The 20,812-nt window shown below is 30.8% G+C and carries 18 protein-coding genes; 10 read left to right on the top strand and 8 right to left on the bottom strand.

Annotated features, from left to right (window positions below; translation table 11 throughout):
• Positions 1-53: 53 nt before the first annotated feature.
• The 6 genes from ACMCMH_RS04410 to aceE all read right to left on the bottom strand — a co-directional run bounded on the left by ACMCMH_RS04410 (position 54) and on the right by aceE (position 7,817).
• Entirely contained in the window at positions 54-323 is a 270-nt protein-coding gene (locus ACMCMH_RS04410; RefSeq protein ID WP_412727483.1) for a Txe/YoeB family addiction module toxin, read from the bottom strand.
• The gene (locus ACMCMH_RS04405) at positions 317-562 is read right to left on the bottom strand and encodes a type II toxin-antitoxin system Phd/YefM family antitoxin (RefSeq protein WP_412727481.1); all 246 of its coding nucleotides are present in this window, start codon (positions 560-562) and stop codon (positions 317-319) included. Before ACMCMH_RS04405 ends, ACMCMH_RS04410 begins: the two co-directional genes overlap by 7 nt.
• A 169-nt stretch (positions 563-731) precedes the next feature.
• Positions 732-1,526, bottom strand: a complete 795-nt coding sequence (locus ACMCMH_RS04400; RefSeq protein ID WP_412727479.1) for a hypothetical protein — start codon at positions 1,524-1,526, stop codon at positions 732-734.
• 185 nt (positions 1,527-1,711) lie between these two features.
• Positions 1,712-3,475: a dihydrolipoyl dehydrogenase gene (lpdA, locus tag ACMCMH_RS04395; protein ID WP_412727477.1), complete on the bottom strand. Its 1,764-nt coding sequence runs from the start codon at positions 3,473-3,475 to the stop codon at positions 1,712-1,714.
• 9 nt (positions 3,476-3,484) lie between these two features.
• Positions 3,485-5,134, bottom strand: coding sequence for a dihydrolipoyllysine-residue acetyltransferase (gene aceF / locus ACMCMH_RS04390; protein ID WP_412727475.1), 1,650 nt, complete (start codon positions 5,132-5,134; stop codon positions 3,485-3,487).
• Between the two features lie 10 nt (positions 5,135-5,144).
• Positions 5,145-7,817: a pyruvate dehydrogenase (acetyl-transferring), homodimeric type gene (aceE, locus tag ACMCMH_RS04385; RefSeq protein ID WP_412727473.1), complete on the bottom strand. Its 2,673-nt coding sequence runs from the start codon at positions 7,815-7,817 to the stop codon at positions 5,145-5,147.
• Positions 7,818-8,093: 276 nt separating this feature from the next.
• Here aceE and ACMCMH_RS04380 point away from each other — a divergent pair, with 276 nt between their 5' ends.
• The 8 genes from ACMCMH_RS04380 (at position 8,094) to ACMCMH_RS04345 (ending at position 15,808) form a co-directional block, all read left to right on the top strand.
• Positions 8,094-8,831 (top strand): biotin/lipoate A/B protein ligase family protein, encoded by a 738-nt coding sequence (locus ACMCMH_RS04380; RefSeq protein ID WP_412727471.1) that lies wholly within the window; start codon positions 8,094-8,096, stop codon positions 8,829-8,831.
• A complete protein-coding gene (gene lipA / locus ACMCMH_RS04375) occupies positions 8,815-9,708 on the top strand; it encodes a lipoyl synthase (protein WP_412727469.1) in 894 nt (297 codons plus the stop codon). Before ACMCMH_RS04380 ends, lipA begins: the two co-directional genes overlap by 17 nt.
• Positions 9,709-9,830: 122 nt before the next feature.
• Positions 9,831-10,604 carry a 4-hydroxy-tetrahydrodipicolinate reductase gene (gene dapB / locus ACMCMH_RS04370; protein ID WP_412727467.1) on the top strand — a complete coding sequence of 258 codons (774 nt, stop codon included), beginning with the start codon at positions 9,831-9,833 and terminating at the stop codon, positions 10,602-10,604.
• Between the two features lies 1 nt (position 10,605).
• The gene (gene purF / locus ACMCMH_RS04365; RefSeq protein WP_412727465.1) at positions 10,606-11,958 is read left to right on the top strand and encodes an amidophosphoribosyltransferase; all 1,353 of its coding nucleotides are present in this window, start codon (positions 10,606-10,608) and stop codon (positions 11,956-11,958) included.
• A 16-nt stretch (positions 11,959-11,974) separates the two neighbouring features.
• Positions 11,975-12,925 carry a TIGR01212 family radical SAM protein gene (locus ACMCMH_RS04360; RefSeq protein WP_412727463.1) on the top strand — a complete coding sequence of 317 codons (951 nt, stop codon included), beginning with the start codon at positions 11,975-11,977 and terminating at the stop codon, positions 12,923-12,925.
• A gap of 11 nt (positions 12,926-12,936) precedes the next feature.
• Positions 12,937-14,199 carry a cation:proton antiporter gene (locus ACMCMH_RS04355; RefSeq protein WP_412727461.1) on the top strand — a complete coding sequence of 421 codons (1,263 nt, stop codon included), beginning with the start codon at positions 12,937-12,939 and terminating at the stop codon, positions 14,197-14,199.
• Between the two features lie 11 nt (positions 14,200-14,210).
• Positions 14,211-14,867, top strand: a complete 657-nt coding sequence (locus ACMCMH_RS04350; RefSeq protein WP_412727459.1) for a ThiF family adenylyltransferase — start codon at positions 14,211-14,213, stop codon at positions 14,865-14,867.
• 26 nt (positions 14,868-14,893) lie between these two features.
• Entirely contained in the window at positions 14,894-15,808 is a 915-nt protein-coding gene (locus ACMCMH_RS04345; protein ID WP_412727457.1) for a chemotaxis protein CheV, read from the top strand.
• Between the two features lie 4 nt (positions 15,809-15,812).
• Here ACMCMH_RS04345 and ACMCMH_RS04340 read toward each other — a convergent pair whose 3' ends face one another.
• The gene (locus tag ACMCMH_RS04340) at positions 15,813-17,360 is read right to left on the bottom strand and encodes an endonuclease/exonuclease/phosphatase family protein (RefSeq protein ID WP_412727455.1); all 1,548 of its coding nucleotides are present in this window, start codon (positions 17,358-17,360) and stop codon (positions 15,813-15,815) included.
• 22 nt (positions 17,361-17,382) lie between these two features.
• Positions 17,383-19,944 (bottom strand): alanine--tRNA ligase, encoded by a 2,562-nt coding sequence (gene alaS / locus ACMCMH_RS04335; RefSeq protein WP_412727453.1) that lies wholly within the window; start codon positions 19,942-19,944, stop codon positions 17,383-17,385.
• Between the two features lie 137 nt (positions 19,945-20,081).
• Between alaS and trxA the strand changes: the two genes are divergently transcribed.
• Together trxA and ACMCMH_RS04325 are read left to right on the top strand one after the other, a co-directional pair.
• On the top strand, positions 20,082-20,399 hold the full coding sequence (gene trxA / locus ACMCMH_RS04330; RefSeq protein ID WP_412727451.1) for a thioredoxin: 318 nt from the start codon (positions 20,082-20,084) through the stop codon (positions 20,397-20,399).
• Between the two features lie 91 nt (positions 20,400-20,490).
• Positions 20,491-20,811: a translation initiation factor SUI1 gene (locus ACMCMH_RS04325; RefSeq protein WP_412727449.1), complete on the top strand. Its 321-nt coding sequence runs from the start codon at positions 20,491-20,493 to the stop codon at positions 20,809-20,811.
• Position 20,812 lies beyond the last annotated feature (1 nt).

Below are 20,812 nucleotides of genomic sequence, written 5' to 3'. Positions count from 1 at the left end.
GTAATAAAAAAGGGAAGAGATTGTATCTCTTCCCTTTTTTTATCTCTGATTAGCTATTCTCCGTAATGTGACCACATTCGAGAGATTCTAATTACTTTATCCATTTCTCTTACTTCATAAACTATTCTATGTTTAATATTTATTCTTCTTGAATATGAACCATTTAAATTACCAACCAATTTTTCATAAGGTGGTGGATTTTGAAATGGGTTTTTTTTAATCGTTTCGATAAGTTCTTTTGCTTTTTTACTTAAGTTAGCACTTGATAGTTTTTTTGCATCTTTTAATGCAAATTTACTATAAAGTATTTTGTACTCTACCATTCAACAGATTCACTAAACTCGCTATCTGGAGCATTCATTGATTCTTGAATTGAAGATACCATATTTGGTATAGCATTTAAATACAGTGTTTCTTCGATTGCATTCCAATCTTCTTGTGAAACCATCACTGCATTATTTCTTTTTCCAGTGATAAGTACTGGCTCATGCGTTTGTGCAGTTTCATCCATCACATTATAAATATCTGCTCTTACTTGGCTTACTGACATGATTTTTGTCATAGTTGTCCTTTGCGTGTATTTATAATATTGTACTGAATATCGTACGTCTTGTCAAGGAATGCTATTTCATACCTATAATAAGAAAAGCTGTTAAGCTTACTTATGAAGCAATAAAAAAGAGAAGAGATTTTATCTCTTCCCTTTTTTTTATATTTAAGAAAATGTAATATTATTTTGTTACTAACTTAATCATTTTATTAATATTATCAATCAAATCTAAATTATCATCTAAGAATTCATCAGGAAAGTTTTTATAAACATCATCTTTGTGATGTCTTATCATTATAGTTAAATGATGGTTTATAGTTTGGATTGAAAGTAATGTATTTATATTATCCTTAAAATATCCCATTAAAAGAACCAAACTTAGATTCAACCGTTGATTATTTTCCTTCAAGGATTCGATAAAGTAATCTAAATGTTTGTCATCTATTTGATATTTACTTTTACTTAGTTCTTTAATGAGAACCTTGTAATCTTCAAATAATTTAATTAACAATGAGCCATCATCATTAAAATAGTTTCCAAAGATTTCACCTTGAGATTCTTTGATGTCAAGATCAATATGTTTTCTTATATTTTTATTATTTGAATAGGGGAATCTATGGTACTGTAAAATCATACGATATTCTATTATAAATGAGTGCAGTTCACTTAGCAAAGATCTTTTAATATTTTTCCATTCGGTAAATCTTAAATAATAGTTATACCCATTAATCAGATTAAATGTTAAAAGTACACCTATTAAAGCACTTTTGATATTGTTATCGTTGTTCATGAAAATTGTGATAATAATCATACTATTAATAAACCAATTTTGTATAATAAAATAATCAATGAATATTATTTTGAGTAAATCAATTTTTTTTCTAAATAATTTTAAGATTTTAGTTAAAAAAGGTATAACAGTTTGGTTTCCTATTTTATCAATATTGTCAATTATTAAATTTACATACCTTATCATTATTGCCTTAATTTATTTGAGATTTTATTTAATTTTATCGTAGTCAATATTAAATTTAGTACTAATATTAAATATTTTATATTATGAATATGATGAGAATCTGATAAATTAAAAATTATTTGAAAATAAAAAAGGGGGAAGAGTTCTAACTCTTCCCCCTTTGGATAGCTTGTGTAACAAGAAATTTATTTTCTTTTTACTGCTTTTGCATTTGGAAGGTCTGTAATAACACCATCAAATATTTCAGCTGCCATACCTACAGATTCATGTAAAGTAGGGTGAGCATGAATAGTAAGTGCAATATCTTCTGCATCACAATCCATCTCTAAAGCTAAAGAAATTTCACCTAGTAATTCACCTGCATTATCTCCAACTAAAGCACCACCGATTAACTGGTGAGTATCTTTATCGAAAATAAGTTTAGTCATACCGTCTTTTGAAACATCAGCAGCTAAAGCTCTTCCTGAAGCAGACCAAGGGAAAGATGCAACTTCATAGTTGATACCAGCTTCTTTAGCTTCTATTTCACTCATACCAGCAGTTGCAATTTCAGGGAAAGTATACGCAATACCTGGAATTTGTTTTGGTTCAAAGTATACTTTGTGACCAGCGATAACTTCAGCTGCAACATGACCTTCATGTACAGCTTTATGAGCCAACATAGGACCAGCAATAATATCACCAATAGCAAAGATATGAGGAACATTAGTTCTTAGTTGATTGTCAGTTGCAATCATACCTTTTTCATTTACATTAACTCCAGCTTTATCTAAACCAAGGTTTAGACCATTTGGAGTTCTACCCATAGCTACTAAAACAGCATCATACATTTGAGGTTCAGGTGCATTGTCACCTTTGAACTCTACATAGATACCATCAGCTTTAGGGATGATAGCTTGAGTTTGAGTTTTGAACATAAAGTTAAATCTCTTCTCATTAGATTTTGTATAAATTTTTACAATATCTTTATCAGTACCAGTCATAACTTGATTACCTCTAATTACAACATCTACTTTTGAACCTAGCTTTTCATATACTGTACCCATTTCAAGACCAATAATTCCACCACCCATTACAAGTAGTCTTTTTGGTATTTCTTTCATCTCTAAGGCATTAGTAGAATCCCAAATTCGAGGATCTTCATGTGGAATGAATCCCATTTTAGAACTTTGCGAACCAGCAGCAATAATACAATTATCAAATTTCACTGTAGTTTGTCCATCATCTTTAGTATGATTTACAATAACAGAATGATCATCTAAAAATTCAGCTGTACCTTGGATAACTGTAACTTTTCTCATCTTAGCCATAGCAGATAAACCATCGGTGAGTTTTTTAACTACACCAGCTTTATAGTCTGCTACACCTTTGATATCTACTTCAGGTTTTGCAAATTTTACACCAGCATGATTAATATGTTCAGCTTCTTCTATTACTTTAGCAACATGAAGAAGTGCTTTTGAAGGGATACACCCAACATTTAAACAAACTCCACCTAAAGTATCATGTCTTTCTACTAAAACAACATCAAGCCCTAAATCGGCACATCTAAATGCAGCAGAATATCCACCAGGTCCAGCCCCAATAACAAGTACTTGACCTTTCACTTCACTAGCATTTGCATTTACTGTTGGAGCTGGTGTAGGTTGTGCTTGAGAAGTAGCTGGAGCCTCTTGAACTGGAGCAGGAGCAGCAGCTTCTGCTGAATCTGCAACTTCAAGTCTAGCGATTAAATCGCCAGAATTTGCTTTGTCTCCTACTTTTACAAGAATCTCTTTAATAACTCCACCATGTGTAGTGGGTACATCCATTGAGGCTTTTTCAGTCTCTAATGTAATTAGACCATCTTCCTCTTCAACTGTATCACCAACTTCAACCATAATGTCGATTAAATCTACATCTTTATCTCCACCTAAATCTGGAATAAAAATATCAATAATATTACTCATATTTACTCCTTATAAGCTTAATAATCTAATATCACTTAATAATTGTGATAATGTTGTTGTAAATCTTGCACCGTCTGCACCATCAATTACTCTATGATCATAAGATAATGATAATGGTAAAGTAAGTCTTGGTTGGAAAGTTTCTCCATCCCAAACTGGTTTCATTTCAGATTTAGATAATCCTAAAATAGCTACTTCAGGAGCATTGATAATTGGAGTAAATTTAGTTCCACCAATTCCACCTAATGAAGAGATAGTAAAACTTGCACCTTGCATATCTGCAGATTTAAGTTTACCTTCTCTAGCTTTAGCAGAAATTTCAGCCATCTCAATTGCGATCTCTTTGAAACCTTTTTTATCTACATCTTTGATAACTGGTACCATTAATCCATTTGGAGTATCAACAGCAATTGCAATGTTGAAGTATTTTTTCATAACAATACTATCACCATCTGCAGTTAAAGACGAGTTAAATTTAGGATGAATAGCTAATGCTTTTGCAACAGCTTTTACAACAAATACTAATGGAGATAATTTAAATCCATCTGCAATTGCATTTTGTGCTTTTCTAAATTTTTCTAACTCTGTGATATCTGATTCATCAAATTGTGTAATATGAGGAATAGAAACCCAGTTTCTATGTAAAGAAGGTCCAGAGATTTTTTGGATTCTACTTAACTCTACAGTTTCGATTTCACCAAATTTACTAAAGTCAATCTCTTTTAATTCTGGAAGATTAAATCCAAGCCCAGAACCAGCTGCAGTTGCAGGTTTATTTAGTTGCTCTTTTACATAAGCTTTAATATCATCTTTTACAATTCTATTTTTCTTACCACTTCCTTTAACAAAACCTAAATCTACGCCAAACTCTCGTGCAACTTTTCTTACACTAGGACTTGCATAAATTTTAGTAGCTTTTTTAGATAAAACTTTTGAATCAGCTGGTGTTTCCACAACTGAAGTTTTCGCCATAGCTTCTTGAATAGTAGATTTAGCTGGTGCTGCTTTTGGAGCTTCAGTTTGAACTGGTGCAGCTTGCGTTGCAGTTGGCATTTTGTTTTCCATAACAACTGTTTTAGTCATTTTAGCAATTAAATCACCTGAATTTACTTTCATTCCAGTTTCTACATATAATTCTAATATTTCACCTCCAAAAGGAGCAGGAACATCCATAGAAGCTTTTTCAGTTTCAAGTGTAATAAGACCCATATCCATAGCAACTGTATCGCCAACAGAAACTAATACATCAATTAAATCAACATCTTTATCTCCACCTAAGTCAGGAATACGAACCTCTTCAACTACTGATTTTATTGTTTGTTCTGTAACAAACTGTGCAGATGCTGGAGCAGTTACAGGAGTACTTACTTCTTCTTGCACTGGTGCAGAAACTGTTTCTGCATTTGCACTTGCATCATCTGCTAACTCAACTCTAGCGATTAGATCACCAGAATTAGCTTTTGAACCAACTTCAACTAAAATCTCTTTAATAACACCCGCATGAGTTGTAGGAACATCCATAGAAGCTTTTTCAGTTTCTAATGTGATTAAACCATCTTCAACTTCAACAGTATCACCTACAGAAACCATAATGTCAATTAAATCAACATCAGTATCACCACCTAAATCTGGAATAAATATATCTTGAATTGTACTCATCTTTTACTCCTTAGGCGTGTAATGGATTGATTCTTGTAGGATCAATGTTATGTTTTTTCATAGCTTCAGCTACCACTGATTTTTCGATTTTACCATTTTTAGCAAGTTGTGCTAAAGTTGTAAATACGATAAAGTCTGTATCAACTTCAAAGAATGATCGTAAATTTGCTCTAGAATCAGATCTACCAAAACCATCTGTACCAAGTGCTTTAAATGAACCTTTTACAAATGGTGCAATTTGTTCAGAGTATGCTTTCATGTAATCTGTAGCAGAGATAATGATATTTTCATCATCACTTCCAAGAACTTGATCTACATAAGCGATTTTATCTTCTGCATCAATATTAAGTAAATTTTCTCTCTCAATTGCTTGAGCTTCTCTTGTTAATTCATTGTATGAAGTAGCAGAGTAAATTTCAGAAGCGATACCGTAATCGTTAGCTAAAATTTCAGAAGCTAATCTTACTTGCTCTAAAATAGTACCAGAACCTAATAATTTAACTTTGTAGTCATTTTTAGCTTCAACAGTTTTAAATTTATAAATACCTTTTAAGATACCCTCTTCAACACCTTCTGGCATTGCTGGTTGTTTGTAGTTTTCATTTAATGTTGTTAAGTAGTAGTAGATATCTTCTTGTTTCTCACCATACATTCTGTTCATACCATCTTGAACGATAACTGCAACTTCGTAACCATATGTTGGATCATAAGATACACAAGATGGAATTGTATTTGCAATAATATGAGAGTGACCATCTTCATGTTGTAAACCTTCCCCATTAAGTGTAGTTCTACCTGAAGTACCACCAACTAAGAAACCTCTAGCTTTTTGGTCAGCCGCAGCCCAACACATATCACCAGTTCTTTGGAATCCAAACATAGAATAGAAAATGTAGAATGGAATCATAGGACAATCATTTACAGAGTAAGATGTTGCGGCCGCTGTCCAAGAACCCATGGCTCCTAGCTCATTAATACCTTCTTGAAGTACTTGACCTTTTTTATCTTCTTTATAGTAAGCAACTTGATCTTTATCTTGTGGGATATATTTTTGACCTTCATTTGCGTAAATACCAAGTTGTCTAAACATACCTTCCATACCAAATGTTCTCGCTTCATCTGGAACGATTGGAACAATGTTTTTACCAATTTTTTTATCTTTAACTAAGATATTTAATACTCTTACAAATGCCATAGTTGTAGAGATTTCTCTATCTCCTGAACCTTTAAGAACTGCATCAAACTTATCTAATGCTGGAATCTCTAAAGCTGTTGAGAATTTTTCTCTTCTTTGTGGTACATGACCATGTAATTTTTCTCTATGCTCTTGCATATATTTATACTCAGCAGAGTTTTCATCTGGTCTGTAGTATTTTAAGTTATCAACATCTTCATCTGAAATAGGGATATCAAATCTATCTCTAAATTGTCTAAGTACTGAAGTATCTACTTTTTTAACACCGTGAGCAATATTTTTACCCTCAGCAGCTTCACCCATACCATAACCTTTTACAGTTTTAGCTAAGATAACAGATGGTTGCCCTTTAGTCTCTTGTGCTTTTTTGTATGCAGCATAAACTTTAACTGGATCGTGTCCACCTCTGTTTAGTTCCCAAATTTCATTATCACTCATGTTTTCAACAAGTTTTGCAGTTTCTGGGTATTTGTTAAAGAATTTTTCTCTTGTGTACGCTCCACCTTTTTGTTTAAAGTTTTGGTACTCACCATCAACAGTTTCTTCCATAAGTTGAAGTAGTCTACCTGATGTGTCTTTAGCTAATAGTTGATCCCATTTAGCACCCCAAACAACTTTAAGAACTTGCCAACCTGCACCTCTAAATTCACTCTCTAACTCTTGAATGATTTTACCATTTCCTCTTACTGGACCATCAAGTCTTTGTAAGTTACAGTTTATAATAAATATTAAGTTATCTAAACCTTCTCTACCAGCAAGTCCAATAGCTCCTAAAGATTCTGGCTCATCACACTCACCATCACCCATATAACAGTATACTTTTTGATCAGAACAATCTTTTATACCTCTATCTGTAAGATATTTTAAAAATCTTGCTTGATAAATAGCTTGGATTGGTCCAAGTCCCATAGAAACTGTTGGGAATTGCCAGTAAGAAGGCATAAGTTTTGGATGTGGGTATGAAGATAAACCATCAGCAAATGCTTCTTGTCTAAAGTTATCCATTTGAGACTCAGTTAGTCTACCCTCAACAAATGATCTTGCATAGATACCCGGAGAGATATGTCCTTGATAAAATACTAAATCTCCACCATTTTTTTCATTTGGTGCTTTAAAGAAATGATTAAATGCAACATCATATAATGTAGCAGAAGATTGGAATGATGCAATATGCCCACCAAGCTCTAAGTTCTTTTTAGAAGCTCGTAAAACCATAGTTTGTGCATTCCATCTAATAATAGATCTGATTTTTCTCTCTAAATCTCTATCACCTGGCATTTTTGGTTCTTGATTAACAGGTATAGTGTTTAAATATGCTGTATTTCCACTGTGAGGTATGTCTGCACCATTTCGTCTTGCATTGTCAATTAATTGACTAACTAAATAGTGAGCTCTTTCACCTCCCTCTTCTTCAATTACTGCTTCTAAAGCTTCTATCCATTCCTGAGTTTCTTCAGGATCTATATCTACTAAATTTTTAGTTGGCATAAATATTCCTTTTCAATTTTGATAATTATACTAAAATCACTTAACTTCACACTTATATAGCGAAATCGTAGCGTTTTAGAATTATACACAAAAATATTTAAATTTTAGCAAAAAATGTAACTAATTGTAAAATTTATCTAATTTTTAAAAAAATCTAGTTACAATATGTAATCAATATAGAAAAATTAATGATTATAATATATTGAAAATTAAACAAATAAAATTATTTACATATATAGTGATACTTATTGTAACATAATATTTAAAGGTTGTTTTTTGAAAAAAGAAAAATTCAGATTATTACTCTCCCCAAAAAGCAGTGCAAAATTAAATATGGCAATAGATGAAGCATTGGCTTTATCGTTTGAAGAAAATGATCTGCCTATTTTGCGTTTATACACTTGGGAAAAATCATTTACTTTAGGTATTTCTCAAAAAATTGAGGATTATGCACATTTAAAAGAATACAATCAAAATTTTGCAAAAAGAATTACAGGTGGAGGAGTACTTTTTCATGGACATGATTTATCATATAGTTTGGTGCTTCCAACAGCGTATCTTAAAAATTTAAATGTAAAAGAGTCTTACGAAAAGATTTGTACTTTTTTACTCGAGTTTTATAAAAGTTTAGGATTAGATGCAAAGTATGTAAAAGATGATGAAAACTTACAATTGAGTAAAAGTGTTTTTTGTCAAGTAGGATTTGAATCATACGATATCGTAGTTAATAGTTTAAAAATTGGTGGAAATGCTCAAAGAAGAAGTAAAAAATTTATTTTTCAACATGGTTCAATTCCAATTGAAAAAATACACTTAAATAGTGTAAGCCAATTAGAAGTTGGAAATGATTTAACAGATTTTGATATAAACATATCATATAATGATGCAATCAATTTAGTAATCAAATCATTTGAGAAATCATTTGATATTGAATTAGAACAATCACTATTAAAAAAGAACGAAGAGGAAAAATTATCTTCTTTATTAAAGGAAAAATATGACTACAGCAAGTAAAACACAATTTAAAAAAGTAGAATTTAAAAAACCAGAATGGTTAAGAAAAAAGATAGTTCCACATGCTCAATTAGAGATGGAAGCTCTTTTAAAAGATGTAGGTGGATTACATACTATATGTCAAGAAGCAAAATGTCCTAATATTAGTGAGTGTTATTCAAATAAAAATGCAACATTTATGATTTTGGGAAATGTATGTACTAGAAGATGTGGATACTGTAATGTTTTAACAGGTATGCCTAGTGAAGTTGATTTAAGTGAAATTAAAAAAGTAACTACATCAGTGAAACATCTTGGATTGAAATTTGTTGTTATTACTAGTCCTGCTCGTGATGACTTAAAAGATGGTGGAGCAGAACAGTTTTATGATGTAACTAGAGATATTTTAGAAAAAGTACCAGGAACTCAAGTGGAGATTTTGATTCCTGACTTTAAAGCAAGAGAGGAATCACTTCAAAGAGTAGTAGATAGTGGGGCAGTTATTATTGGGCATAATATCGAAACAGTACCAAGATTTTATAAAATTAGAAAAAATGCTTCATATGAAAGATCAATTCATGTTTTAAAAAGACTCAAAGAGATGGGTGGAGATGCTGTTAAAACAAAAAGTGCTTTAATGGTAGGCCTTGGTGAAACAGAAGAGGAGATGGTACAAGTATTTAAAGATCTTATCTCTGTAGGCTGTAAGTTTTTAAGTATCGGTCAGTATCTTGCTCCATCAGGAGAATATACAAAAGTTATAGAATATGTTACACCTGAACAATTTGCACGATACAAACAAATTGCTATGGATATGGGATTTGAATTTGTACATAGTACACCGTATGCTAGAAGTTCATATATGGCACATGAGTATTTACAAGATAATCCATTATAATTCTTTTGAGACAATAATTTAAACCAATATAAAACTATAGAGGTAACAAAAACCTATACTAAGTTACTTTAAAACTAAAAGGGTATAATGCGATTAATTAAATTAAATCTTAGGATATTATGATGTTAAAAGTTGGAATTTTAGGAAGTACGGGTAGGGTTGGTTCTTTGCTCATAGATGATTTAGAAAATGATGAAAATGCTTGTGTAAGCAGTGTTCATGTTTTCAATAAATTAACAAAAACTGTACCAGAAAACACAGTAGTAACAAATGATATGCAGACACTTTTAGATGCGTCAGAAGTAGTTATTGATTTTTCTGTTCCAAGTGCAACTGAAGAGTTGTTATCAGCAGTTGTGCAAAATCAAAAAGGAAAACCTTTAGTAATTGCAACTACAGGATTTAATGAACACCAAAAAAATCTTTTAATAGAAGCTAGTAAAATAGTACCAATTCTTTATGCTACAAATATGAGTTTGGGGGTTGCTGTTTTAAATAAACTAGTAGCTCTGGCTTCTAAAACATTATCTGATTTTGATTGCGAAATTGTAGAACAGCATCATAGACATAAAGTTGACTCTCCAAGTGGTACAGCTTTGACTTTAGCAGAACATGCAGCTGATGCAAGAGGACTTGACCTTGATAATGTTCGAATTTCAGGAAGAGATGGAATTATTGGGGCAAGAACAAAAGACGAGATTGCTGTTATGAGTTTAAGAGGTGGTGATATTGTTGGTCGTCATACAGCTGGGTTTTATAACGATGGAGAGTTTATTGAGTTAAACCATACTGCGACTGCTAGAAATACATTTAGCAAAGGTGCTATAAAAGCTGGAAAATGGCTAGTAAATCAAGAAGTTGGTTTATATAGTATAAATGATTGTTTAGGACTTTAATATGTGTGCAGTAGTAGGAATATTTGGAAACGACGACGCGGCGAAGTTAGCTTCAGCTGCTTTATTTGCGATGCAACATAGAGGTCATGAGGCAACTGGTATAAGTGCTGGTGGTTCAGACTGTAAAAAAATTGTTACAGTAAAAGGGCAAGGTTTTGTCAGAGATGTATTTGATGAAAATGCATTTAAACTATTGCAAGGTGATATGGCAATAGGTCATAATAGATACTCAACAGCAGGAAGTGATAGTGTTTTAGATGCACAACCTATTCAGGCAAAATATAAACTAGGTGAAATCTCTATTGTTCATAATGGAAACTTAGTCAACAAAGATGTAGTAAGAAACAGACTTATAGATGATGGTTCAATTTTTCAAACAGGTATGGATACTGAAAACTTAATTCACCTTATAGCAAAATCTAGTCAAAATAAATTACGAGATAGAATCACAAAATCACTTACAAAACTAAAAGGTGCATATAACTTTATCATTCAAAGTAGAAGTAAATTATTTGTCGTAAGAGATCCTCATGGAATTCGACCATTAAGTATTGGTAAATTAAAATCTGGTGGATTTATAATTGCTAGTGAAACTTGTTGTTTTGATCTTGTTGATGCTGAATTTGTAAGAGATGTAAAACCAGGAGAGATGCTTATTTTTAGTCAAGATCATGCTGAGCCTGAGTCTATTATGTTAGATGAAACAAAAGAGTTTAGACCATGTGCTTTTGAATATATCTATTTTGCACGACCAGATAGTGTTATTGATGGTAAAAATGTATATGCTGTTAGAGAAGAGATGGGAAAAGCTCTAGCTATGCACGATAAAGATTTACTTGATGCTGATATGGTTATTCCTGTACCAGATAGTGGGGTTCTTTCTGCTTTAGGTTATGCAAAAGCTTCAGGAATCCCTTTTGAACTAGGAATCATAAGAAATCATTATGTTGGAAGAACATTTATCGAACCAACTCAAGCGATGAGAAATATGAAAGTTAAAATGAAATTAAGCCCAATGAAATCATTGATAGAGGGTAAAAAACTTGTAGTAATTGATGACAGTATCGTAAGAGGAACAACAAGTAAAAGAATAGTAAGAATGCTGAAAGATGCAGGTGCAGCTGAAGTACATTTTAGAGTAGCTTCACCTATGATTAAGCATCCTTGTTATTATGGTATTGATACTCCAACAAAAGAGGAGTTAATAAATGCTATGAAAACTCCCCAGGAAGTACAAAAATATATAGAAGCTGATTCATTAAAATATCTCTCTATAGACGACTTAAAAAGTTCTCTAGGTAAAGATAGAAATTATTCGATGGTTAGTTTTGATGGCGATTATTTTATCGCGTAGGAATAAAACATAAAAAATGAAAAATATAGAAACGATCGGTAGATATTGGAAAAAAAAATATGGTGAAAAAGTTTATAAAGTTCCCATCAGTATCTCTGGATTTACTTGTCCAAACATAGATGGTACAGTCGCTAAAGGTGGTTGTAGTTTCTGTGAAAATGAGTCTTTTTCTCCAAATCAAGTAGATAAATCAAAGTTTAAATTAAATCTTTTTAGTAAAGAAAATCCTTATTTAGATAAACAGCTGTTACAATTAAAAATGCAATTTGACGCTACTAAAGAGAGATTACAAAACAAATTTGGTGCAAAAAAGTTTATTGTGTATTTCCAATCGTTTACAAATACTTATGCTCCACTTGATACATTAAAAGCGTTGTATACTAAAGCTTTGGGTTTTGATGATGTGATTGGTTTAAGTATTGGTACAAGAACAGATTGTATAACGGATGAAACTTTAGATTATCTTGAAGAGATTGCAAAAACAAAAGAGGTATGGCTTGAGTATGGGATTCAGTCTGTATATGACGAAACACTTTTAAAAATAAATCGTGGACATGATTTTGCCAATATTCAAGAGTGGATTGGAAAGACAAAAAAAAGAAATTTACTTGTATGTGGTCATTTAGTGTTTGGTCTTCCTGATGAAAATCAAGAGATGATGCTAAAAGGTGTAGAAGAAACTATAAAAATGGGTGTAGATTCTATTAAAATTCATCCTTTATATGTTGTAAAAAATACACTTCTGACAAATGAATATAGGAAGGGAAGATTTGAGCCTATTAGTGAAGAAGAATATATTGATACACTAGTTAAAGCGATTAAAATGATACCTGATTCTATATCATTGTCTCGAATAACAGCAGGTATAAGTGATAGTACACTTTTATCTCCATCATGGTGTAACAATAAACATAGACAAATGTATAATATTAAAAAGGAACTTCTCAAAGAAGGGCTAGTATACTAAAGGATACCTAAGTGTTATTGTTATTAACGATATTGTTAGTTTTTATTTTACTTTCACGAGTGATTGAAAATCATACAAAAATACCAACAACACTTAGTTTAATTGTTTTATCATTTCTTTTATCATATTTTTTTCCTCATATTTTTTCTTTATCTTCAGCTGAATTTGATGAGATTTTATATTTAATGTTACCTATTATTCTTTTACCTGATATTTTGAATATTTCAGCTCATGAACTAAAAATACATTATAAAGAGATTCTATATTTGGCATTTTTTGCGGTTATAGGGTCTATAGGAATTGCACTCTTTGTAACCCCATATCTTCTTCCTGAATATCAATTAACAATAGGAATGCTGATAGCTTTATTTTCTATGCTTATGGCGACAGATGCTATAACTGTTACAAGTATTATGTCCAAATTTACACTTCCTTATAAGTTAAAAATTTATGCAGAATCTGAATCACTATTTAATGATGTTACAGCTTTAATTATATTTTATTTTATTGCTATGCCTATGATAAGTGGTGATTCACTTACTTTAATTGAACTTAATATCACTCTTTTAAAAGTGTTATTTCTTTCAACAATAATAGGTCTGTTTGTAGCTTGTATAGGTTACTTTATAATGAAAATTTTAAGAAACTCTTTTGATCAACTTATAGTGATATATTTAATTGTTGTTGTCTCTTTTTTAATTGCTGAACATTTTAAAATTGCTGGAATTTTATCTATAGTGAGCGCTGTTTTAACTTTTAAGTATCTAGTAAAAAATGAATTTATACATAAGAAATTTATTTTTAGAAAAAACGAATATTCTAGCCCATCATTATTTCATCTAGTAAAACAAAGTCCTACCTTGACAAAAAAACATTATAGAGAGTATAAAAAAGAGTCAGAATATATTGGTGTTTTTGCAAATGCTGTTGTTTTTGTTATGGTTGCAAATATTATTGACTTATTTTTTTTACTAGAATACTTAAAAGAGATAATTATAGTATTTGTACTAACAACTATCATACGATTATTTTTCATAAGTTTGATGACATGGAAACTTAATTTATCATTTAAGTGGACAGTTGCTTTAACATATTCAGGAACAAAGGGTGCTTTGGCGATTATTATGGTACATTCTCTTCCTGAAGGTTTTATATATAAAGAGATATTTAATGCAATCGTATTAGGAAATGTTTTATTAAGTACTTTTATTTATACCTTATTATTAATGCGTTATATAAATAAAAATAAACAAAATTTCAACAATAACATATAAAGGAGAATAAAGTGAAATATAGTAGAAGTAAAAAATTATTTGGAAGTGACTTTGAAGTTTTACAAAATGCAAAAGTAATATTATTAGGTGTCGGAGGAGTAGGTAGTTTTGCCTTAGCTGGATTATATCGTACGGGGTTAACGAATATAACAATTGTAGATTATGATGTATATGAAGAATCGAATCAAAACAGACAATTAGGAAGTGAAACACCAGGTGCTATAGGTAGTGTAAAAGTAGAACATTTAAAAAGTTTATATCCAGAGGTTACAGCTATCAATCAAAAAGTAGATAAAGATTGGCTAGAGAATTTTGATATGAGCTCATATGACCTTATTTTAGATGCTATTGATGATATTCCTATGAAAGTAGAATTAATCAAAAAATATCATAAAAAACTTATCTCTACAACGGGAAGTGCAAAAAGATTTGATCCTACAAAAATTGAATATATCAATATTTTCAAAACATATAACGATCCATTTGCGAGAAAAATTCGAGATATGTTAAAAAAAGATAGATTTAGAAAAAGTTTTAAAGTAGTCTTTAGTAGTGAAAATCCAAATTGTAAAGAATTAGGAAGTTTTATAGGAGTAACCGGAGCTTTTGGACTTACTATGTGTAGTATAGCAATTAAAAAAATATTAAGTGAAAAACAGATAAAATAGTTCAAACTTACTTTAAAAGGATTTCTATGAGTGGAATTAGTGATAGTGTAGAACAGTTAACGCAAGCACACCTTCGTAATGTACAGCAACTAGCAGTTTTTTATACTGGACATGGAGAGATGTACGCTATTAATATTGCAAAGATTAAAGCATTTATAATCACTGAAGAGATAACTATAACAGATACTCCAACTGATACAGATGTTATACAAGGCATAGCAACTATTAGAGGTGAGCCTATAACATTAATTAATCTTGATAGATGGTTAGGTTATGAGTCTTTACCTGTGAATGAATATAAGCTTATTATTTTTTGTGAGTTTAATCATAAACAAGTTGGATTTTTAGTAAAAGATATGGTAAATATTGTAGAAAAAACCACTGCAGAGCTTATAAATTCTGAAAACCAAAATTCTAAAGTAACATACACAACTTATGTTGAGATTGATAAAAAAGATAATTTATGTACGGTATTTAATGCAGAACAATTACTTTCAGATATTGGATGGACTGATATAAATGCAAGTGATTTAGAAAGATATATAACACGACCATTAAATGATGAAAAAATTATCTTGATTGCAGAAGATAGTGCTGTAGCAAGAGAAGTTATGATTCAGTTTATGAAGAAGGCTAAAGCTAATTACATTATGTCTGTAAATGGGGGAGATCTTTTAGATAGACTTGAAGAGATAGGTGATCCTAGTAAAATTGGTGTAGTTATAACAGATATTGAGATGCCAGGAACTGATGGTTATCAGGTTGCAAAATATATTAAAGAAACTCAAATCTACAACCATATACCTGTTATTGTAAATTCAAGTATGACTACTGATGCGGTTAAAGATAAAATGAATCGAATCGGTATTGATGGTTTTGTAGGAAAAACAGATGTACCTACTTTATATAGACTAGTTTCTAGTATAATTGGAACTAAATAAAATTCTAGTATTGGATAAAATCGCTTTCTTTATGTAAAACTATTTGAATAGAGGATTTGTAAATACTTAAATGACCAGAAGTGATTAAGATTTTTGTCTTATCTTCTGGTTTTTTTATTCCTTTTTTGAAATATAATCGTATTTTTTTAGTTCCAAAATAAAGATAGTTCTTAGTATATATTCCTTTTAAATTGTATACTATGTTGTTGAGATATTGTGTATCTTTTAGATCTATACTATTCCCATCTATATAATACTCTTCAAAATTATCTATTTTTTCTTTTTTAATGATATTTGAAATTTGAATAATCTCTTTAAGTCCAAAATAGGTATCTATTTTGTCAACACGAAAATTATATTTATAGCCTAATTGCAAACTATTTATTGTCGACCCAAATACTAAAATAGCTTTTCTATCTTTTTTTTGTTTTATTATAGCTACATTTTTTGCTATATAAATAACTATAACATCTTTTAATAAATAGTTTGATATTTGTTCAATATTATAAAGATGATGGATAGAGTTTATATTTTCTGTATCAACAGTTTTTGTATCTTGGAAATTGTACTTTTGTGTAGTAGTGGAAAATAATGCAAATATAGGAAGATGATCAGAATATCCAGTTTTTTTTGACTTATTCCATCGTATTATTTTATTTTTATTATATAAATACTTTGGCTTAAATACATTAAAACTTTTATTGATATACGAGATGTTTCTGTTATCAAACAATCCTTTTGAAAGTATGATGTTATCAGGAGTATTATTATGCTGTTTAAATTTAGCACTAAATCTATTGTATGATTCTACTTCTAGCCAAGTATTGAAATGGACCTTAAAGTCATATTGAAATAAAGTGTTTTTATGAACAAAATTTTCATCTATAGTTGTATTTAGAATTTGATTGATACCTGTGATATTAAAAGTGTCATTGAGCTTTTTATCATATTTAAAAGTTTGGTATTCATTATAGTTTGAGTTTAAATCACCTAGTATAATATAGTCTTCAAATTCATCCAGTTTTTCTATATTTTTTTTAAGAGCTAAAGCATATTTAATTCGTTGTGATTCTTTTGCCTTTTTTGAACGCCAATGGTTTACATAAAGTAGTAAAGATTTATTTTCAATAGACACAGTCACTTTGAGTATATCTCTTGAGTATTTATCATATTTATCGACTATTACATTATCTGATTTTACAATAGGAAATTTACTTAAAAGTGCTAGACCAATAGCAGAATTCTTATTTTTTAGGAATTTGGTGTATTTATAATATGGATTTTTTTCTACTATTGCATCAAGAGCTCGTTGTGATTCTATCTCTTGTAAAGCTAAGATATCAGCATCTAAATCTTGTATCACCTTGGAGATATTTTGAAGTTTACGAGTGTAAGCGTTTTTGTTCCATGATTTTGTATTAGGTTTGTATTCTTTATATTCTGTTTTGTCATAATGTAGATCAAAAAAGTTTTCTACATTATAAGATGCTACCTTAAAATCTAATGCGTATAGATTTAAGGTAGTGATAAATACAAATAAAAAATATTTCATATTTATCAAAAAAGAAAATAACTTAGTTTAATACACTTTTGATGTATTCTAAAGCAGCTATTTTTGCTTCTTTTATTTTACTAGCATCTTTCCCACCAGCTTGAGCAAAGTCTGGACGACCGCCACCGCCACCACCAACGATAGGAGCAATTGTTTTAATCCAATCACCAGCTTTAGCATCCGCATTTTTTACACCAGACACAAGCATAACTTTGTCACCTTTGACTTGAAGTAGAAGTGTTGCTATTTTATCATGACCATTTTTCATATCATCTACAAGTTTTTTAATATCACCATTTTCTACAATATCAACTATAACTTTTACACCGTTGATATCAAGTTCTTCTAAAGGAGTAGCAACATTTTCATGAGCAACTTTTAATTCTGTTTTTAGGTCTTTTATTTGTTTTTTAAGTTTTGAAATACCCTCTATGATATCTTTATTTTTTACTTCAGCTTCAACAGCAGAGAGTTTTTTCATAGCATCTTGAACATAAGCAATAGCACTAAGACCAACTACCGCTTCTATTCTTCGTACTCCTGCACTTACTCCACTTTCTTTTGTGATGTAAAAACTTCCGATTTCACCAGTATTTTGAACATGTGTACCCCCACAAAATTCAACACTCACATCTCCAAACTCAACAACTCTGACACTATCACCATATTTTTCACCAAACATAGCAATAGCACCTTTTGTTTTTGCTTCTTCAATAGGTAATTCTTCAACACTCCCTTTTAATCCTCGTGCAATCATAGAGTTAACTAAATCTTGCACCTCTTCAATTTGTGTAGATGTCATCGCTTTTGGATAAGTAAAATCAAACCGTAGTCTTTTCTCATCATTTAAACTACCTGCTTGAGATACTGTATCTCCTAAAACCATCTTTAAAGCACTTTGTAAAAGGTGCGTAGCACTATGATGTTTTGAAACTTCTCCTCTATTTACAACTACAGCTTCTGTAATTGAACCAACTTTTAAAGATGACTTACTAGAAACTTCAACTTTTGACATATTCATCTCAAAGAATTTTTTTGTTTCTTTTACTATTGCAATATTATCACCATCTTCTAAAGCTCCAACATCACCATTTTGTCCACCACTTGTAGCATAAAAAGGTGTTTTATCAAGCATTACCCAACCAATAGACTCACTAGAAAGTGTTTCTACTTGTTTGAAGTTCTCGTTTAAAAGAGCAATAATTTTACTCGATGTTCTAATATTTGTATATCCTACAAATTTATTAATCCCTACGATATCAAGAACTTGCTTGAAATCACCCTCATTAGCATCATCTCCACTCCCTTTCCATGCAGATTTTGCTTTAGCTTTTTGTTGATTCATACATTTATCAAAAGTATCATTGTCAACTTGTAGATTTTTTTCTCTTAACATATCTTCTGTTAAATCAAGAGGAAAACCATGAGTATCATAAAGGTTAAATGCAACTTCCCCAGAAAATATCTCTTTGGTATTTTCAAGTTCAGCATTAAATAGCTCCATTCCACTTGAAATAGTTTTGAAAAATCTATCTTCTTCAAGTTTTACTTGCTCTTGAATAAACTCTTTTTTCTCTAATAACTCAGGATAAAAGTCACCCATCATTTCACATAAAGTATCAATTATTTCAGTCATAAATGCTTTTCTAAATCCTAATAAATACCCATGTCTTACAGCTCGACGAAGAATTCTTCTCGCAACATAGCCACGACCCACTTTATCAAATAAAATACCTTGAGAAAGCATAAATGTTACAGTTCTCACATGATCTGCAATTACTCTAAAACTTGCGATATTTTGTTGCGTTAATTGTGTATCACAAATCTTTTCAATTTTTTTGATGATTGGTTGGAAAGTGCTACTATCAAAATTATTTGAAACACCCTCTTTGATTGCAACAACTCTTTCAAGTCCCATACCTGTATCAATAGATGGTTTTGGTAGTGGATTTAAATTTCCTTGTTCATCTCTGTCATATTGCATAAATACAAGATTCCAAATTTCTAAAAATCTATCACCCTCACCACCCATTTTATCTTCAGGGCTATTAAATTTTTCGGCACCTTGATCATAGAAAATTTCACTACAAGGACCACAAGCACCAGTGTCTCCCATAGACCAAAAATTGTCTTTATCCCCAAATCTCATGATGCGATCGCTAGAAATATGTTTTGTCCAAAGTTCAAACGCTTCATCATCACTATCATGTACTGTTACCCAAAGTTTTTCCTCTGGAAGTTCAAGATTTTTAGTGATAAATTCCCAAGCATTAGCAATTGCTTCTTCTTTGAAATAATCGCCAAAAGAGAAGTTTCCAAGCATCTCAAATAAAGTGTGATGTCTTGCTGTATATCCTACATTTTCAAGATCATTATGTTTCCCACCTGCTCTTACACAAAGTTGGCAGCTAGTAGCTCGAGGTGTCTTAGGTGCTGGAATCGCTCCTGTGAAAATATCCTTAAACTGTACCATACCCGCATTTGTAAAAAGTAGTGTTGAATCATCTGGAACCAATGGCGCGCTTTTGATTATCTCATGTTGTTTTGAGACAAAAAATTCTAAGAATTCATTTCTAATATTCATTATGTTTATCCGTATTTTATTTAATGTATTATTTTATCCTAAATATCATTTAGAGTTTGTTATAACTCAAATTTTTTAACTTAATTAAAGAAAATAAAGAGTACAATTTTTTAAATAAAGAATTAAAAGGAAATAATATGGGAAAATATATTGAATTAACAAATGATAATTTCGAAGCTACAACAAAAGAGGGTGTATCACTAGTTGACTTTTGGGCTCCTTGGTGTGGACCTTGTAGAATGATTGCTCCTGTTATCGAAGAATTAGCAGAAGAGTTTGAAGGTAAAGCAAATATCTGTAAAGTAAATACAGATGAGCAACAAGAATTAAGTACAAAATTTGGTGTAAGATCTATACCAACAATCGTTTTTATGAAAGATGGTGAAGTAGTTGATACTATGGTTGGTGCTTCTTCTAAACAAGCTTTTGCTGATAAAATCAATAGCTTATTATAATATTTAATTACGATTAAAAATATAAAAGGGATTTTAGAGTTTGACTCTAAAGTCCCTTTTTTTATATCTATACATTACACTAGGAGTCAGTATGTTTGAAATGGGTGCAAATTTACAAGGTGATAGCTGGGAAACAAAAAAACTAAAAGATCCAAAAAAAAGTTTCTCAAAAATAACAAAAAATGAACATCAGTTAGTTTTTACTTTTGAAAAAAGACGAGGAAAACCAGTTACTTTAGTAGGGCGTTTTTTCATGAGTGATAAAGAGAAAAAAGAGGTCCTCAAACTTCTAAAATCAAAGCTTGGCTGTGGTGGAACTGTAAAAGATGAATGGCTAGAGATACAAGGTGATAAAAAAGAAAAAATTATCGAAACTTTGGAATCAGATGGCTGGAAATTTAGAAAGAAATAAT

The sequence above is a fragment of the Arcobacter sp. 15-2 genome (assembly GCF_047159865.1).
Lineage (GTDB): Bacteria > Campylobacterota > Campylobacteria > Campylobacterales > Arcobacteraceae > JAIOSF01.
Note: the sequence above shows the minus strand (reverse complement) of the source record. Positions and strands in the feature narration are given on the sequence as shown.

What these genes read in the sequence shown, in the direction of transcription:
- ACMCMH_RS04410 (WP_412727483.1), bottom strand. Translation starts at nt 323, where the DNA reads ATGGTAGAGTACAAAATACTTTATAGTAAATTTGCATTAAAAGATGCA.
- ACMCMH_RS04405 (WP_412727481.1), bottom strand. Translation starts at nt 562, where the DNA reads ATGACAAAAATCATGTCAGTAAGCCAAGTAAGAGCAGATATTTATAAT.
- ACMCMH_RS04400 (WP_412727479.1), bottom strand. Translation starts at nt 1,526, where the DNA reads ATGATAAGGTATGTAAATTTAATAATTGACAATATTGATAAAATAGGA.
- lpdA (WP_412727477.1), bottom strand. Translation starts at nt 3,475, where the DNA reads ATGAGTAATATTATTGATATTTTTATTCCAGATTTAGGTGGAGATAAA.
- aceF (WP_412727475.1), bottom strand. Translation starts at nt 5,134, where the DNA reads ATGAGTACAATTCAAGATATATTTATTCCAGATTTAGGTGGTGATACT.
- aceE (WP_412727473.1), bottom strand. Translation starts at nt 7,817, where the DNA reads ATGCCAACTAAAAATTTAGTAGATATAGATCCTGAAGAAACTCAGGAA.
- lipA (WP_412727469.1), top strand. Translation starts at nt 8,815, where the DNA reads ATGACTACAGCAAGTAAAACACAATTTAAAAAAGTAGAATTTAAAAAA.
- dapB (WP_412727467.1), top strand. Translation starts at nt 9,831, where the DNA reads ATGTTAAAAGTTGGAATTTTAGGAAGTACGGGTAGGGTTGGTTCTTTG.
- purF (WP_412727465.1), top strand. Translation starts at nt 10,606, where the DNA reads ATGTGTGCAGTAGTAGGAATATTTGGAAACGACGACGCGGCGAAGTTA.
- ACMCMH_RS04360 (WP_412727463.1), top strand. Translation starts at nt 11,975, where the DNA reads ATGAAAAATATAGAAACGATCGGTAGATATTGGAAAAAAAAATATGGT.
- ACMCMH_RS04345 (WP_412727457.1), top strand. Translation starts at nt 14,894, where the DNA reads ATGAGTGGAATTAGTGATAGTGTAGAACAGTTAACGCAAGCACACCTT.
- ACMCMH_RS04340 (WP_412727455.1), bottom strand. Translation starts at nt 17,360, where the DNA reads ATGAAATATTTTTTATTTGTATTTATCACTACCTTAAATCTATACGCA.
- alaS (WP_412727453.1), bottom strand. Translation starts at nt 19,944, where the DNA reads ATGAATATTAGAAATGAATTCTTAGAATTTTTTGTCTCAAAACAACAT.
- trxA (WP_412727451.1), top strand. Translation starts at nt 20,082, where the DNA reads ATGGGAAAATATATTGAATTAACAAATGATAATTTCGAAGCTACAACA.
- ACMCMH_RS04325 (WP_412727449.1), top strand. Translation starts at nt 20,491, where the DNA reads ATGTTTGAAATGGGTGCAAATTTACAAGGTGATAGCTGGGAAACAAAA.